The 14256-nt window shown below is 69.3% G+C and carries 22 protein-coding genes and 1 pseudogene; all 23 read right to left on the bottom strand.

From position 1 onward, the window contains the following. Nucleotides 1-155: 155 nt before the first annotated feature. Nucleotides 156-1148, bottom strand: coding sequence for a hypothetical protein (locus ACWDSL_RS06750; RefSeq protein WP_450482412.1), 993 nt, complete (start codon nucleotides 1146-1148; stop codon nucleotides 156-158). Then, the gene (locus ACWDSL_RS06745) at nucleotides 1148-2104 is read right to left on the bottom strand and encodes a ParA family protein (RefSeq protein ID WP_450482410.1); all 957 of its coding nucleotides are present in this window, start codon (nucleotides 2102-2104) and stop codon (nucleotides 1148-1150) included. Before ACWDSL_RS06745 ends, ACWDSL_RS06750 begins: the two co-directional genes overlap by 1 nt. 275 nt (nucleotides 2105-2379) lie before the next feature. Then, nucleotides 2380-3411, bottom strand: coding sequence for a hypothetical protein (locus ACWDSL_RS06740; RefSeq protein WP_450482408.1), 1032 nt, complete (start codon nucleotides 3409-3411; stop codon nucleotides 2380-2382). After that, nucleotides 3408-4211, bottom strand: a complete 804-nt coding sequence (locus ACWDSL_RS06735) for a RapZ C-terminal domain-containing protein (RefSeq protein WP_450482406.1) — start codon at nucleotides 4209-4211, stop codon at nucleotides 3408-3410. The genes ACWDSL_RS06740 and ACWDSL_RS06735 overlap by 4 nt, the downstream gene beginning before the upstream one ends. A gap of 185 nt (nucleotides 4212-4396) precedes the next feature. Continuing rightward, complete coding sequence (locus tag ACWDSL_RS06730) at nucleotides 4397-4693, bottom strand: hypothetical protein (RefSeq protein WP_450482405.1); 297 nt, start codon at nucleotides 4691-4693, stop codon at nucleotides 4397-4399. 416 nt (nucleotides 4694-5109) lie between these two features. Then, a complete protein-coding gene (locus ACWDSL_RS06725; protein WP_450482403.1) occupies nucleotides 5110-5421 on the bottom strand; it encodes a hypothetical protein in 312 nt (103 codons plus the stop codon). A gap of 113 nt (nucleotides 5422-5534) precedes the next feature. Beyond that, nucleotides 5535-5660, bottom strand: a pseudogene (locus ACWDSL_RS06720) (hypothetical protein); the annotation flags it as partial. Nucleotides 5661-5799: 139 nt separating this feature from the next. Then, nucleotides 5800-6117 (bottom strand): hypothetical protein, encoded by a 318-nt coding sequence (locus ACWDSL_RS06715; protein ID WP_450482401.1) that lies wholly within the window; start codon nucleotides 6115-6117, stop codon nucleotides 5800-5802. 422 nt (nucleotides 6118-6539) lie between these two features. Beyond that, nucleotides 6540-7016, bottom strand: a complete 477-nt coding sequence (locus tag ACWDSL_RS06710; RefSeq protein ID WP_450482399.1) for a DUF3307 domain-containing protein — start codon at nucleotides 7014-7016, stop codon at nucleotides 6540-6542. Beyond that, a complete protein-coding gene (locus tag ACWDSL_RS06705; RefSeq protein WP_450482397.1) occupies nucleotides 7013-7234 on the bottom strand; it encodes a hypothetical protein in 222 nt (73 codons plus the stop codon). The genes ACWDSL_RS06710 and ACWDSL_RS06705 overlap by 4 nt, the downstream gene beginning before the upstream one ends. Before the next feature lie 222 nt (nucleotides 7235-7456). Next, on the bottom strand, nucleotides 7457-8302 hold the full coding sequence (locus ACWDSL_RS06700) for an AAA family ATPase (protein WP_450482395.1): 846 nt from the start codon (nucleotides 8300-8302) through the stop codon (nucleotides 7457-7459). After that, entirely contained in the window at nucleotides 8302-8865 is a 564-nt protein-coding gene (locus ACWDSL_RS06695; protein WP_450482393.1) for a hypothetical protein, read from the bottom strand. The genes ACWDSL_RS06700 and ACWDSL_RS06695 overlap by 1 nt, the downstream gene beginning before the upstream one ends. Then, a complete protein-coding gene (locus ACWDSL_RS06690) occupies nucleotides 8862-9209 on the bottom strand; it encodes a hypothetical protein (RefSeq protein WP_450482391.1) in 348 nt (115 codons plus the stop codon). Before ACWDSL_RS06690 ends, ACWDSL_RS06695 begins: the two co-directional genes overlap by 4 nt. A gap of 141 nt (nucleotides 9210-9350) precedes the next feature. Beyond that, nucleotides 9351-9716, bottom strand: a complete 366-nt coding sequence (locus ACWDSL_RS06685; protein ID WP_450482389.1) for a hypothetical protein — start codon at nucleotides 9714-9716, stop codon at nucleotides 9351-9353. Between the two features lie 169 nt (nucleotides 9717-9885). Further along, on the bottom strand, nucleotides 9886-10173 hold the full coding sequence (locus tag ACWDSL_RS06680; protein ID WP_450482387.1) for a hypothetical protein: 288 nt from the start codon (nucleotides 10171-10173) through the stop codon (nucleotides 9886-9888). A 24-nt stretch (nucleotides 10174-10197) separates the two neighbouring features. Next, a complete protein-coding gene (locus ACWDSL_RS06675; protein WP_450482385.1) occupies nucleotides 10198-10422 on the bottom strand; it encodes a DUF6011 domain-containing protein in 225 nt (74 codons plus the stop codon). Between the two features lie 185 nt (nucleotides 10423-10607). Continuing rightward, nucleotides 10608-11453, bottom strand: coding sequence for a hypothetical protein (locus ACWDSL_RS06670; protein ID WP_450482383.1), 846 nt, complete (start codon nucleotides 11451-11453; stop codon nucleotides 10608-10610). Between the two features lie 2 nt (nucleotides 11454-11455). Further along, nucleotides 11456-12067 (bottom strand): hypothetical protein, encoded by a 612-nt coding sequence (locus tag ACWDSL_RS06665; protein ID WP_450482381.1) that lies wholly within the window; start codon nucleotides 12065-12067, stop codon nucleotides 11456-11458. Beyond that, entirely contained in the window at nucleotides 12064-12465 is a 402-nt protein-coding gene (locus ACWDSL_RS06660) for a hypothetical protein (RefSeq protein WP_450482379.1), read from the bottom strand. Before ACWDSL_RS06660 ends, ACWDSL_RS06665 begins: the two co-directional genes overlap by 4 nt. Before the next feature lie 5 nt (nucleotides 12466-12470). Then, on the bottom strand, nucleotides 12471-13085 hold the full coding sequence (locus ACWDSL_RS06655) for a hypothetical protein (protein WP_450482377.1): 615 nt from the start codon (nucleotides 13083-13085) through the stop codon (nucleotides 12471-12473). Between the two features lie 153 nt (nucleotides 13086-13238). Next, on the bottom strand, nucleotides 13239-13790 hold the full coding sequence (locus ACWDSL_RS06650; protein WP_450482375.1) for a hypothetical protein: 552 nt from the start codon (nucleotides 13788-13790) through the stop codon (nucleotides 13239-13241). Continuing rightward, nucleotides 13787-13951, bottom strand: a complete 165-nt coding sequence (locus ACWDSL_RS06645) for a hypothetical protein (RefSeq protein ID WP_450482373.1) — start codon at nucleotides 13949-13951, stop codon at nucleotides 13787-13789. The genes ACWDSL_RS06650 and ACWDSL_RS06645 overlap by 4 nt, the downstream gene beginning before the upstream one ends. Continuing rightward, complete coding sequence (locus ACWDSL_RS06640; RefSeq protein WP_450482371.1) at nucleotides 13948-14232, bottom strand: hypothetical protein; 285 nt, start codon at nucleotides 14230-14232, stop codon at nucleotides 13948-13950. The genes ACWDSL_RS06645 and ACWDSL_RS06640 overlap by 4 nt, the downstream gene beginning before the upstream one ends. Nucleotides 14233-14256 lie beyond the last annotated feature (24 nt).

Here is a 14256-nt window from a genome sequence, read left to right as displayed (position 1 = left end):
AGCGCCGGACGGAGGGCCCTGCAAGTGGTGTGACGCCAGGTTGGACCCACGCCATCCCCCGCGGCCTGCGGCAGGGGGCGCCTGGGAACGACGGAGGGCCGGCCCTCGTGGGAACCGGCCCTGGCATCGCGGCCTCCGTGGTGGAGGCCGACCGTTCACTCGGGCTTCGGCAGTTTGATGGCGACGGCCCTGTCGATCTGCTGGAGGGTCGAACCGATCGCCTGGATGAGCGGGACGGCAATGTCGGGCTGCGCTTCGACCGCGCGGCGGGCCGCGGCCTTGTTCACCTTCCTCGCCGCCTCATTGAGGACAGCGAGGGCGTTCTCAAGGCGCTCGATGTCCTTCGTCGCGAGGGGGTCAGCCTTGCTATTACTGGCCTTCTGGCTCAACTCCCCAATTGGGGAGTCCTTGCCGAGCGAACTGATGTCGGGCACGCCGTCGCCCTTGTCGGTGCTATCGCTCTTGTCCGTGCTGTCGCTCTCGTTGGTGTCGTCGTCACGCTGCTCCGGGGCTACCTCCTGCTGCTCCGGGGCGTCGAAGAACCCGCGTACGCGGCGGCCAACTTCAGCGGCATTCGCATCCTTGGGCAGGAAGCCAAGTTTGTTGACCACCGTCTCGACAAGCTCTCCCGTGACACGGGTGACGCACCGGGCGATGGTGTCGTAGACCGTGATCGCTATCTTGTCGCTGGTCTGGCGGCGCAGCTCGGTCAGCTTACGGACCTGCGACTCCAGCGGCTTGTGTCCGAGGTTGGCGAGCGCTTCACCGACCCGCCACTCGTCGATGAGCCGGTACAACTGGGACTCGGAGATCTCCCAGCTGTCCCAGACCCATTCAGCGAAGTTGGGGTTCTCCCCGCGGTGCAGCTTGGCCGTGCTCATGGTCTCGAGTGACTTCCCGGCGACCCAGAAGGCGTTCCGCAGGTTGTCCACGCCGGCCCTGCAGGTTTCGAGGTCCTTCTGCTCCTGCTCGGAGAGCTCGTCTTCACTGTGAGGCTGGTAAGGCGCGGGGATCGAGGCAAGGGTGGTTCCGGGTAGCGGCTGGACGACGACGGTCGCCCCGGTGCCGGCAGTGGGCAAGCCGAGGAGTCCGCCAGCTCCCTGCGGCTGCTGTGCTTGTGCGTCAACGTCGAACAGGCCCCCACTCATCAGGCCACCCTCCTGCAGTGTTCGAAGATCTCTTGGTTCAGTTCCCGCATCTCTTTGGCGAGCGGGATGATCGTGTCGGGGACGACGTCGGCCTCTGTCGCGCGGCCGGCCTTCACGTCGTACGGCGTCGCGGAATTCGGGAGCAGTTCGGCGTACTCGCTGAACAGCAGGCCCTTCTTTCGGGCGTTGCGGGCCGGGACCTCGCGGTAGCCAACGATCGTGTCCAGTATCGGGGTGCCCTCGCCCAGGGTCTGGCGGATCTCGTTGCGGACCGCTGAATGCATGAGGGTGGCGGAGCGGTTCGAGCCGTACAGGAAAGCCCCAGCCATCTGGAGGTAGGGGTTCACCTGCTGCTTAACGACTTTGAAGTTCTTGCTTATGCGCTCCATGCCGTTGATCGAGGACTCATCAGAGCGTGTCGGCACGATCAAGGTCCGCGCGCTGGCGAGCACCAGCTGCTCAAGGGCGTCGTTTTCCGGGGCGCTGTCGAAGATCACCCGGTCGTACAGAGGCGCGATCGGGGCGAGGGACCGGGCGAGGGACAAGACGACGCTGGGGCCTTCCTGCATCATCCGCAGCATCAGAAGGTTCGAGATCTCGGCGACCTTGGTGCCGCCGGGGAGCACGTCGAGGTTGGGGCGGACTTCGCGGATCGGCTGGAGCGGGGTGCGGTCATGGATGGCCCGGTACAGGCCCTCGCCGTCTATGGCGGAGGGTCCCGGCGGGTGGACTCCGTGGCCGTAGCGCTTGATGCCAAGGTCGTCGTCGTCCTGTCCGGTCGCGCAGATGAGGAGGGTGCGGAGTCCGGCCGCCGCGGATTCGCCGGCGAGGTGCGCGGCTACGGTGCTCTTGCCCACACCGCCTTTGCCTGTCCCGACGGCTGTGCTGCCTTCGGGGGGTTCGATCGCCTGCGCTGCGCTCTGGTTCAGCACGGGGTGCCCTTCCTCGTTGCTCATGTCTGGACCGCACCGTGCGCGGCACAGGCATCTTGGCACACCCGGATCCCTTGGCAGGGCTGGCTTGCGGGCATCACTCCCCAATTGGGGAGTCGACGTCTGGCCGCCTGATCCATCAGGCCGTCGGCTGCGAGAGACGCCTTTCCCTGAGGCGGCGGGCGAGGGGTGCCGAACGCGCCCCAGCCATCGCAAGATTGGGGCCGGAAACGCAAAAAGGCCCTGCGCCCGGGATCCGAAGATCCGGGCGCAGGGCCTCGTGGTGATGGGCGGCTCTTCTAGAGCGGTTTTCCGTCAGGTCCGTACAGCTCGCCGTCGGGGCCGCGGCGCGGCTCCATCTGTGCGCGGTCCTCAGCCTCCCGCTCCTGGTCGAGCATCGCCCGGTACTCCTGGCGCACGTAGGCGCGGGCGCCGCCGGCCACGTTCCATGCGGCGGAGTCGGCGCTGGTCGGTCCGGCGACGCCGTCCTGGTGGTGTTCCAGGTCCCACGTCAGGAGGTCGTGTGCGGCGCGTGCGGCCCATGCGCTGCCCTGGTCGACCAAGGCGGCGGGGACGTCGCCGAGGTACCAGTTCACTTCTCGCTCGCGGGCGGCCCGGTCGAGCCAGGCGGCCTTGCGGAGTAGGAGCAGGCGGTGGTCGATGCTCGGTACGGAGAGGCCGGTCCCGGTGAGGGCGGCCATCGCGCGAACGTTGAGGTCGTCGGCGAGAGCGACGAGCTCAGTCTCCTCCTCCATCAAGGGCGGTGCGTCGGCGTATGCGTCTACGTAGTTCGGCGACGTGAAGTTCGGGGTCTCCCACACTTCCCACTCGAAGCGGCACCGATCGCAGGTGAAAGCGGAGACGTCCTTGCTTCCAGCCGGGCCGTGCACGATGGCCGGCGTCAGCTCGGCTCCGTCGCACTGTGGACAGCGCAGCGACGGATCAGTCAACGGCGCTTCCTCGCTCGACGTGCTGTGTCCGGTCAGGTGGGTGATCTCCTTACCTTGGGCGGTGCAGGTCAGCGGTCGATACACCTGATCCCAGGGGCCGAGGATGCGCGCCGGGGGGCATGGTGCAAGCCTGGTGAGCCCGGCCCCGGTGTCGGGGTGGACGAGGAGCAGGCGGACAGTGTCGCCCTCCGGGTCCTGCCAGGGCTGAAGGAGGGCGCGTTCGACGCCGGTGGGCACACGAACGGCAAGGTCGCTGTCCTTGCTCCAGGCCACTGGCCGTTTGCTGGCGGCGAGCATCCGCGTGAACGCGTCGACCACGGCCTGGTCGTGGGGGTGTAGTTCGCCGGGGCCGTGGCCACAGCGGCGGGAGGGTCGCTTCATCGGGTGGGCTCCTGCGCTGGGGTGGGGTGGGTCCAGGGGAGGGTGAGGCCGTCACCGGCGATTCGGGGGACTAGGTGGCCGTGGAGGTGGAACACGGTCTGTGTGGCATCCGGGCCGCAGGAGGTGAGGTAGTTCCACTGGCCGCCCCTCAGCGCAGCGAGTTCGGCGGCCCGCATTTGGACTGTGGCGGAGACGACCGGGTCGACGGTGAAGTCGTTGACGTGGACCTTGGGGATGACTAAGAGGTGGCCCTCGGTGCAGCCGCGTCGGCCGCGGTCGTCCGCACGAGGCAGAAACGCGAGGGCGTCGGCCCACTCGTGGACAATCGTCGCTGGTGCGCCGTCGTGAACGATGGCGCAGAACGGGCAGTCGGCCCGCGGGTACTTACGGGGCACCGGTGGCCGACCGATGTGGCGGTGGGCGACTGCGGTCTGTACGCCGTGGCTGCGCAGGCTGCGGCCGATCTCTTCAGCCAAGGCGGGTGCACGGTGTTTGCCGTACCAGCAGTTCACCAGGACCTGTACGGGCCGGGTGTCGCCGTGGGCGCGGCCAGCGAGCAGGGCGAGCGCCTGGTGGACGGTGTCGTCGACGATCTGGCTGGCGCCAGGGGTAGCCAGGACGTAGTCGCGGACGGCGGGGTCCAGGCCGGTCTGCTGGGCGAGGACGTCCTTCACGTTCGGGTCGTCCGGCGGGTTGAGCAGCGCGTCGGTGACGTTGACGGACAGGACGGCGGCGCGGTGCTGCGCGGGCGGCGGGTCCTGCCAGCGGGCGCCGAAGGAGTCGATGAACGCGTCGGTCACAGGAGCCTCCAGGCTCGTATGGGAGGAGACGTTGGGCGCGGCGCCCGGAAGGACGCCGCGTGGGGGTGGATCAGCGGGCGGGTCGGCCGACGGGCCCAGGCAGCGCGACGCCCCCGTGCGGGTTTCTTCAGCGCGGGGGCGTTTGGTGGGGCGCGCTCCTGACGGTGCAGTCCTCGGAGTAGCGATCAGCTCTCCGGTGAGCGCCGACGGCGGGTGAAAGCCTGTTGAAGGCGGCGCGTCAGACTCTTCCAGCGAGTGGGATGGGCGTGGCGCCAGCCACTGACCTCCAGGTCATACTCGGTCGCGAAGCGCTTGGAGACTCCGCAGGTGCACCGCCATGCGTACGGGAGTGCCTGGCTGTCGTCCTGGGTGGCGGTGACGGTGACGCGCTCGCCGTCGTGGTGGCCGTAGTAGATGGCGATGACGGGTTCGCCGTCGTGGTGGCCGTAGTAGGTGCTGTGCTGGAGCGGGTCACTCATCATGGGTGGTCTCCTGTCCTGCGTGGATGGGCGAGCCTAGGGGCGGGCCGCCCTCCCCGGGTGCAAGGCTGATGCTTCTTCACCGCCCAGTACTCCTGACATTTGGTGTCCTCTCAGTTGGGGCGCTCGGTCCTTCCGGCGCCCGCCGGGTGCGAGAATTCCCTTCAGGCTGTTTTCTGGGAAGCCGGGTTCCAAGGATCTTTGAAACCCGGCGATGCGGGGGTCAGATCGCCGCGATGATGAGCGCCGGGTGCCCCGGGCGTCAGACTGTGAGCGCGGCGAACCCGTCAGCCGTCGAGCTGGATGGTGATGGGACGCCGGGGCCCCGGCGTCCGTGTGGACGGTGCTGCGGTGCGCGGCGAGGCAGGCCACACCGTCCTGGATGGGCAGGCCGCACTCTCCGTCGTCGACGTGCTGGGTCAGTCGCCGACCATGTCGCGGTACTCCTGCGACATGTCCCAGACGAGGGGGCTGAGGAGCTTGTCGGCCTTGCGCAGGAAGACGTTGTGCTCGGTGGCATCGGTCGCCAGGTGAGCCTCGTGGAGGTAGCTCGCGGCGGTCTCCACATCCTCGTGACCGTTGATGCGGGCCATGGAGAAGTTCCGGGCGGCCGTGCCCGCCTGATTGGCGAGGGTGTCGAGGTCGGTGGCCGGGGTCGTCGCTGCGGCGTAGGCGATGTCGTCGGCGTAGCGGCGGATGAGATCTTCGGCGGTGATCGCGGCGGTGGGCATTGTGGTTCTCCTATCGGTGGACCAGGTCGTCGTATTCGACGGCGAAGAGTCGGCGTTGGGGTGTTCTTGCCGGGTACGGGCGGGGGCGGCTCGCCTCCCGTGAGGTGCTGCTGCTGGCTGGCGAGGGCCAGGAGTTCGACGGCGAGGTCCGGCGCGGACAAAATCGTGCGCAGGATCGAGGCGAGGCCGTCGCGATCGGCAGGTGTGCTGTACCGGGTGGAGTGTCCGGGACTGGTCACGGAAGCCGTGGATACGGCTACTGCTGGGCGCCGGCCGCAAGGTGGTGGTGCTCCACCTCGGTCGGGATGCCGCGGCCGGTCAGGACTCGGCGACGGCGTCGCCCACGACCACGGCACGCGCCTGGCCGTGGTCGACGTCCTACAGCGCGAGCGGGAGCCGGGTCGCTGTGCTGTGCGCTTCAGGCTCCGTCTCGTTGTTCGGCTCAGCCTCCGAATCGCGCCGGCGGCGGGTGGCTGGCGGGGCGGCGCTGGGTTCGGGGATCCCCATACGCGAAGCGAGGGCCTGGCGGGCATCCAGGTCGTAGGCAGGATCGTGGACGAAGTCCACGGCCACGCGAAGCTTCCCGCGCAGTTCTTGCAGGTCGTCTTCTGCACTGCGGAGATCCGTGGCCAGGCGTAAGACGTCCGGCTGCCGGATGTGTACCGCAGCTGCCGCTGTGGTGGCGGGTGTGGTCATCCTTGTGGTGCCTCCTTGTTGGGGTGGTGGGGCGTGCCGTGGCTGTCCAGGCGGAAGGCACGCCCCACGCGGGTCCGGGTTGCTCGGTGGCACGGTCGGCCGCCTTGAGCGGCGCCGGGTGTTGGGGCTGGTTCGTCAGGCCGCATCGTGGTCGTGGAGGTCGCGCACGGGGCGCAGCGGGTCGTCACGGAGCCAGCCACCGGGCGCTCTCGGTCAACCCGAAGATGCTGCCCCGGCTGGACGAGCTGGAGGACGACCTGGTCGCCCGACGCGAGCACGCTCTCGCCCAGGGGGCTGGAAGGGCGAGGTCGAAGGCATCGACCTGACCCTGACGTTCCTGCGCTCCAAGCGGTCCCAGGTCCACCGCTCGCAGCAGCTTCCCCCGGTGGACCTGGGTGTTCCTGCTATCCCTCATAGCCGTCTCACACCAGAGTGATCAGCAGCGCGGACACCAGGAGGGCGGTCTGGTGCAGGGCCTGGTCGGTCAGATACATGCCGTTCATCCCGGCCGCCTTCAGCTCCGCGAAGCCCTTGGAGCCGATGTGCTCCAGCAGCCAGCGCACCGGCCAGCGGCGATCGAAGAACGCGTGCGTCACCGCCGAGACGGCGAGTCCGGCCGCCAGGCCGGTCCAGGACATCTGGAGGGGGAGGGCAGCCCAGACCAGTGCCAGCATCACGGCCATGACCAGGTGGTACTGGGCGACGTGTCCAAGGCACGCGCTCCAGCCCCGCCGCGGGCTCGCGCCGTCGGCGACCTCGGCTGCCGACGGCGCCTCCTTGCCCTCGGCCTGGTGGTCGGTCTGCCCGATCACGTGGTCCGCAAGATTGTGGCCGACCGCGAGCACGGCCCACACCGCGCTGAACGTCGCCAGGGTGGCGACCTGATCCAGATTCGTCATTGTTCCCCCTCGTCCTCGGCGCCTTTGTGGATCGCGCGGGCCATTCCCTCGAAGGCATCGAGCGCGCGGGAGTCGAAGCGTCCATGCTGGGCCTGGATGTCCTTGCCGAGCTGGTCGTAAAGGTGGGTGGCGTTGCGGTACCTGCCCTGCTCTTCGGCTTGCGCGGCCTCGGCCATCCGGCGCTCGACTTCTGCTTCTGTGAGGTCCTGGTGGCTCATCGAGCAACCGCCGACTTGGTGCAGAGAAGGTCCAGTTCCATCAGGACAGTGCCCCCAAGGGGGGCGAGCAGGGCCAGGCGATCGGTGACGGTGGGGCGGCTGTGCTTCATCGGGAGTTCTCTCCTGTGGTGAGGCTGAGCCCAGGGCGGGCCTTGGGTGGCCGGCGTGGACTGTCCGGCTCTCCTCACCACCCGTGCGGTGACGGGTGGATCGGGCAGCGCGTCAGGCCGCGTTGTGGTCGGGGAGGTCGCATGCGAGGCACAGCGGGTCGTCGAGGAGCTGGCCCGTCTGGCCGGTGTAGACGTGCAGCAGGTCGCGGGCGTCCGTGACCCTGGCCCATAGGCCGCGGCCGCAGACCGGGCAGGTCTCGCCGTCGAGACGCGCCTGCCAGTGGTGATCGAATGGGTCGCCCTCGTCTGACCAGCGCACGGTGATGGTGCGCTCGGCGACGGTAAAGGTGCCGCGGGAGTCCTCGCTGCCGGTGTCGAAAGCGAAGACGGCAGCAAGGTCCGGGCCGAACGTGGCGCGGACGTCGGCGAGCGGGTCGAGGCCGGTGGCCGCGGAGCGCTCCAGGAGCATCCGCATCAGGTCCAGGCTGTCGGCATCGTGGACCTGGTCGAAGCCCTCATCCAGCAGCTGCTGCGCGCTGGGTACGCCCTGGTGCTGCCACGCGACGGAGTTCGGCGGGACCTGCAGGTGATCAGGCCGCTGTGCTTGCCGGGCCTGGCAGACGGACAGCGAGGTCCGGGCCACGATCGCCACAGCAGGCAAACCATGGCTGTGGGCTCGTGCGATCAGGCCGGCGCGGACGGCCTCCTCGGCGTTGGTCGCGTCGATCACCGTGGGCAGAAGGTGCTCGAGGCGGCCGGCGAGCGCGGCGTTGAAAACGCGGACCGCGGCCGGAGTCGCCGACTGCAGCCCGGCGTTGCCTGCGACTCGCGCGCGGCAGGCGTCCAGCGACAGGCGCCAGCTGCGGGGGAACGCCGCGGCGATGCGGGTCTTTCCGCTGCCAGCAGCACCAATGATCACGTACACGCCGGCTTCGGGGAGCGGCAGGGCGGAATCCATCAGGTGCTCTCCTTGGGAGTGAGGGTGAGCAGCCGGCCGATCCGTACGGCGGTGTGTCCGGCATGGGCGTCGCTTGGCGGCAGGTGGATGGTGCGGTACGGGCCGATCGCCCATGCGGCCGCGGGCAGGTCGACGGCGGCCGGGCGGAGTATCAGCCGGGGCTCCAGGGCGGTGGTGAGCAGGTAGAGGGCGAGGCGGCAGTCGTAGCGGTCTGCGGATTCGTTGCCCTGGGGCGGTGTGGCGGCGGCTGCGTACTCCCACAGGGGCCGGGTCGCGGTGCCGGGCTCGGAGTAGCGGGTGGCCGGCTGGTGCAGGCCCCACTCCGGGTTGAGGTCCGGGTGGTCGGGGGCGGTGGTGGCGATGATCGCCGCGCGGCCGCCGCCCGGCAGGGGCTGGGTGGTGTAGAGCAGGATGTAGGCGCCCCAGCCGAGGGTGGCGCCTCCGCCGGTCCGGGCGAGCGTGACGCGGCCACTACCGGTCAACGGCTCCTGTACGGCGGCCCGTCCGGCGGCGCTCGTGGTGCCCGGCGCGCGTCGGCGGCCGGTCGTGCGTGCGGCGCTCACTGGACCCCGTACCAGTGGGTGAGTTGGTAGGACTCGAGGATGGACAGTCCCAGCGTTTCCTGCTGTCCGTTCTCGTCCTCGGCCAGGAACTCGCCTCCGTCCCGGCGGACTACGTACAGCTGCGCGGGGAACAGGTCGGGGTCGGCGTCCGGCCGCAGGTTCCACTGCTGTCCGCCGGCGGCGAGGGTCCACGGGTCACTGGCGGCCACGGCCTGGGACACCATGCGCTCGGCCGTCTCGTGCGGCAGCAGGTCCTGGGTGATCAGGGCCTCGATGTGTGTGTTGAGGAACTGCACGGCGCAGGCGGGGCCGATGAGGCAGTTGAGGGTGATCGGATCAGGCATGATGGTCTCTCCTTCCCGCCCCAGTGATCGGGGCGGGTATGGGGCCGGGGTGGCCGTGAGTGCAGCCACACGAGGCGGCCACCCCGGGCATGAAGAGGGCCCTGCCGTTCTGGCAGGGCCCGACGTTTTGGGGATCCCCGGTCAGGTCAGGGCGACGGAGAAGTCACGGGTCTGGAAGGCGACCGCACGCATGTCGTAGGACGCGTCCGGGGTGGCGCAGCCGACAACGCCAAGAACCCTGCCGATCCTGAGTTCGTCCCCGCGGCCGTTCGTGACCTCGTCGCTGAAGTGGACGACCGCGGATCCGCTCGCGTCGGCAATCGTCACCTGGCAGTGCCCGGTGTGCCGGGTGTAGTCCATGCCGGTGATCAAGCCCTGCAGGTGCACCAGGGCCCTCTCCGGCACGGCCTGCAGGGCCGCGACGATGTCGGTGGAAGGCGCCGGCGCGGCGGGGAAGCGCTGCGGCAGTAGGGCCTGGTCGGCCTTGACGGCGGCGGGCTGTGTCACGTGGGGCTCCTGTCGAGGTGTGGCCGCCGCGCTCGGGGCGGCCTGTGGGAATGGGCTTTGACGTTCATGGCGCCCGGGAGTGGTCATCGGGTCACCTGGATCTCGTGTGGCGGTACGTCGGCGGCGAGTTGACCGTGAGGCTCGCGGAGCCGGGCCGGGGCGAGGCGGGTCAGACGGGCGGCGACGTTTCTGCTGTGACCACCCGGCGGCGCGGCTGGTGCTGAGCGATGCACTGGCGGCCGGCCTCAGTGATGCGGACCGGAGCGTCGTCGCTCCCGCTGTCGGTCACCAGGCCATTGCCGGTGAGCGGGTAGAACGTGCGCTGGCTGACGATGTAGCTGGTACCGACGAGTCGGTATCGGCCGCGGGGCAGCCATTCGAAGGGCACACCGTCGCCTTGATCGTGCTGCGCAATCGTGCGCAGGAGCTTTTCGGAGGCTGGCTTCAGAGTGGTCATCGGGTCTCCTGGTAGGTGGCGATGTCAGGCAGGGTCGTGATGCGGCGGCCGTCGCGTTGCCAGCGCGGCCAGCGGATGCGGGAGCGCCAGCGGCGGATGGGGCCGGGTCGGGGTCTCGACGTCCAGGGCGAGCTTGCCGCCGCTGGCCGGGTCTGGACGGAGGGCGCGGCGGCGCTTTGGGCCGAGGCCGACGGCGATGCTCTCGGGGTCCTGGAGCGGCCGGCCGCACGAGCGGCGTAGGGCGGTCATCGTCGGCCGACTTCCCAGCAGTCGGGGCAGGGGTCCCGTCCGTCCCGAGTGCGGTGCCGTGGGGGTGGCCCTGTCTGTGCTGGTCGTGGCGGAACACCACTACGCCCCGGCCGAGGAGGGCCGGGGCTGCACGGAGGAACGCCTCGTCCTGCAGGACGGTCAGGACGCGACCGCCTTCAGGACGGTCACGTGGCTCCTTCCAAGCACCAGCAGGTGTCCTGCTCTGTTTGGCGTTGCTGTTCGAAGGCGTGAATCGAGTCGTAGATCTGGCAGTCTGTTGGTGGCCTGTGCCAGATCCTCGCCCGGTGGTCGACCAGGTCGACCATGGCTCCTTTGGCGACGCACTGCGGGTTGTCGCACTCGGCCGTGCCGTCGTGGTGGTAGACGCACGTGCCCGCGCAGAAGAAGAACCGGATGCGGCCCGGTTCGGCTGCCGCCCATTTCCTGTCGTACAAGGTGAGCGATCCGTAGCAGCTTCGTCGGGTGTGGAAGACGGCGCTGTCGTCGCCGAGGTCGGGGCGGATGAGGTTCGGGCCGGGGAATGTGAACGACTTCTGCCGTTTGGTGATCGGTTCGCGGCAGCCGTGGCAGGAGCCGGGCAGGATCGCCATATCCGCGGCCATGCGTTCGGTGGCGCGCTCCATGACTCGCTCGTTGTGAACGTGGCGGCACGGCGGGAGCTCGAAGCACTTGTGGCACACGGCGTAGTGCCCGGGCAGGACGTCCCAGAGGTGGCCAGCTGGGGCCACGGTGCTGTGAAGGCGGTCGCTTGCGTTGGGGCCCTCGAACAGCCCGCTGACCTTGTACGGGCGCGACCACCACTGGTCGGGGTCGGGCATGCCCTGCTCACGCCAGGCAGTGACGAACTTGTCGGGCCACTGGTCGGTGGGCAGGGAGGTGACGCGGTCGATGCGGAACGGCCGCCGGTCGGCGATGACGATGATGCCGGTGGCTAGTTTGGTGGTGCATTGGTGGCTGGTCGGCTGGCCGGAGTACCAGCGGTCCAGGGGAATCACGATGGGCTCGGCCACGGTCACGCCTCCTGAATCTGGGTTCGAGCGTCGTGGTTGGTGTGCTCGAGGTAGGCGGTGTACGCGCGCTCGGCGAACCACCAGCCAGCGGGAGTGTGCCGCTTCGGCCGCCATGGTCGCGGCTCGACCAGCGTCTCGAGGGTGCCGTCGTCATGCTCGAGGAGGAGTCCGATGCCGTAGAAGTCAAAGTCGAACTCCCGCTGCTGATATCGCACAGTCAACCGGCGGATAATGACCTGCCGCGCGCAGAACGGCGTGAACCTCGAGGCGGAGTTCAGCGCCAGTGTCGACGCAGATTTCGCACGGACGGTGGCCATGACGACGCGGCAGGGCCGGATGGCGTGACGGGTCACCTGGCCGTTGTGGATGGTGCAGATCGCAGCCGGGACCCGGCGCACATACGTTCGCTGCTCCTTGGTGAGGCTGGCGAGCGGCACGGGAATGCCCTCCGGGAGGGCCATGAGGTGGCTGAGACCGCCGAAGCCGTACCCGGTGACGGGCCCGATTCCGTCGGCCTGACGCCGCTGGTGCTCCGTGTGGTCGATCTCGAGGTGGATGGTGGCGCCGCCGTAGCCGGAGAAAGACGGCACCTGCACCGCTTTGGGGCCGGTCATGCGGCTACCTCTGCGAGCTGGGCGTGGACGGCGGCGAGGACGTCGTCGGACGGGGTCCACAGGCCCAGTTGCCCGGGAACGTCGAGGATCGGGGGGAGCGGTCGGGCGTTGGCGAGCTGCCAGTGGAAGTAGCCGGTCATGCCCCATGGGGCGCAGCACCCGCTGTCGACGTGGACGCCGACGAGCCGGACGGTGCCGATGATGGCCATGCGGGTGTCGGGCCGTTGCTCCCAGTCCACGTCCTTGCCGAGCGGGTGAAAAGCCTTCCCGGCGTGGATGAGGATCGTCGACCCGACGTGGCCTTTCGGGATGGGCGTCGGCCGGTTCTCGGTGCCCTTGAGGCCGTCACGAGGGTGACCGTGGATGATGGCGTCGGCGAACGGCTGACGTACAGTCAAGGCCCTCACTGGTGGACCTCCAGGGGCGTGGTCAGCTCGGTCCGGGCGCTGGCGTTCCTGACCGTCCAGCCGTTCCGGATCTCGTCAGCGAGTCGGTCGAGGAGTTCCGTCCAAGCAGCGAGCTTCTTCTCGTAGCCCTGCCGGTCGGCGTCCAGCTTTGCGGCGTGCTCGGGTTGCTCGTCTCGCCACCGGTCGATGCCCGTGACAGCGCAGTGGATCAGGTTGTGGAAGGCCCCAACGCGTTCTGCTGCGGTGCCGATCATCAGATGCGGCTGGGCCCATGTGTCGAGGACGAGGGGAGCACCATGCTCGGCGACATCGCGGGCGTGGGAGTCGGGCTGGGAGAAGTGGGCGCCGTCGAGGGTGTCGTAGTAATTGCCGTCGCGGCCCATATGCATGGTCCACCGGATGGTGGCGCGGAGGCGCCCGTGCTGGTCCCGGAGAGCGCCTGGTACGCCGTGGCGAGTGCCCCAGTCGGTACTCCAGCCGTCGGGGAGGGTGACGTGCACGAGTTGCTTGTCGCTGGGGACGCGGGCTCCGATCTTGCCGCCCCATGGGAGGAGATCGTGGGCCTCGGCGTAGGGGAACTTGATCGTCTGTCGAGTCAACGCGGTGGTCATGAGGTGGCTCCCGAGGGGTAGATGGGGGTCTCCCAGAACTGGACCTGGACGTCGGACTGCACACTGTTGGGTGGGGTCCACCCGAGTTGCCCGGTCGCGGGCACGGGCCTGGCCAGGGCGCTGACATTGCGCGGCCCCCAGTGCCGTAGCCGGTCATGCCCCACGGTGCGAAGCCAAGAGCGCTCGGCGGCGGGGGACCGCGCACTGCGGGCAGTCGCACAGGTATCGGCAGGACCGGTCCGCGAGCCACACCGCGACGTACAGCGGCCCGGTGCGCTGGGGGCTGTGGGGGGCCGGGAGGCGCAGGTGCGTCTCCGGCCGGGGAGCGAACGGGCCGTGCTGGCCTGCCCATGGCGTCTGCCGCAGTTCGCGGCACTGGCTGTGGCGGCCCGCCCGGCAGAGCGTGCACGTCATCTGGCAGGCGCAGCGCGGTTCCCAGTTCTGGTCCGGGTCGCACCAAGCAGTCTCGTTGGCCAGGTGGTAGTCGGCGATGACGTGCTGAGCGATCCAGGCCACCGCGGCCTTGCTCATCGGCTCCATTGGCTGGCGGCCTTTGATGTGCGCCACGGTCGTCGGGCCGACTGCGGCCGGGGTGGTGTGCTTCTCCTTGACGGTGGCGGGCTGCTCCTGGTGCTCCTCCTCGGAGAACTCGAAGCCGAGCTGCAGCCCGCCGTTCATCTGGAAATCGACCGGCTTGCGGGTCATGCAAGGACCTCCTGCAGCTTGGCGGCCCGGTCGATGGTCTTCGCACTGTGGAACAACACGGGGCCGCGGTACGCCGTCGGCCACACCCTCTTCTCCACGCGCTTGTCGGCGTGCGCGATGGCCGCCGCCCAGGGCTGGCGGATGGTCAGGGCCCGGATCACCGGTCACCGCTCCTGTCGAGGTCGGCGGATTCCAGCTCGGAGATGCGCGCGTGGGCCTGCGCGAGTTGCTCGATCAGCCACTGCATATCGGTGGGCGCGTTGGCAAAGAACTCGCCGGCGAGCAGCTTGATGGCGCCGCTGGTGCCCAGGACGACGATCGGCTGGCCGTCGGCGTCTTCGATGAGGCCGGCGTCCCCGTCCCGCTGTCGTAGACCGTGGTGCGGCAGGGCCTGGACGCGGGCCTTGATTGCGGCCAGACGAGCGGTAGCGGTGTCGTTCACAGTGCTCTCCGTCAGTACTCGAGG

This window comes from Streptomyces sp. NPDC000941 (assembly GCF_053599555.1).
Note: the sequence above shows the minus strand (reverse complement) of the source record. Positions and strands in the feature narration are given on the sequence as shown.